The 272-nt window shown below is 54.4% G+C and carries 1 rRNA gene; it reads left to right on the top strand.

Annotation, left to right across the window (positions count from 1 at the left end):
• Positions 1–272, top strand: a 23S ribosomal RNA gene (locus NQZ67_RS30935); the annotation flags it as partial.

Genomic DNA, 272 nt, shown 5'->3' with positions numbered 1-272 from the left:
AAAGGCGTAGTGGAAGGACAACAGGTTGATATTCCTGTACCACCGTAAGCCGTTATGAGCAATGGGGTGACACAGAAGGGCAGTGACGCGGACTGATGGAATAGTCCGTCCAAGCAGTGAGGCTAGTTGGTAGGCAAATCCGCCAACTATTAGGCTGGGCTGTGATGGGGAGCGAAAATTGCAGTAGCGAAGGTCATGTACTCCGGCTGTCGAGAAAAGCCTCTAGCCAGGCGAAGGTGCCCGTACCGCAAACCGACACAGGTAGGCGAGCA

This window comes from Paenibacillus soyae (assembly GCF_024623455.1).
GTDB lineage: Bacteria > Bacillota > Bacilli > Paenibacillales > Paenibacillaceae > Pristimantibacillus > Pristimantibacillus soyae.
This window is presented reverse-complemented; position numbering and strand designations above follow the sequence as displayed.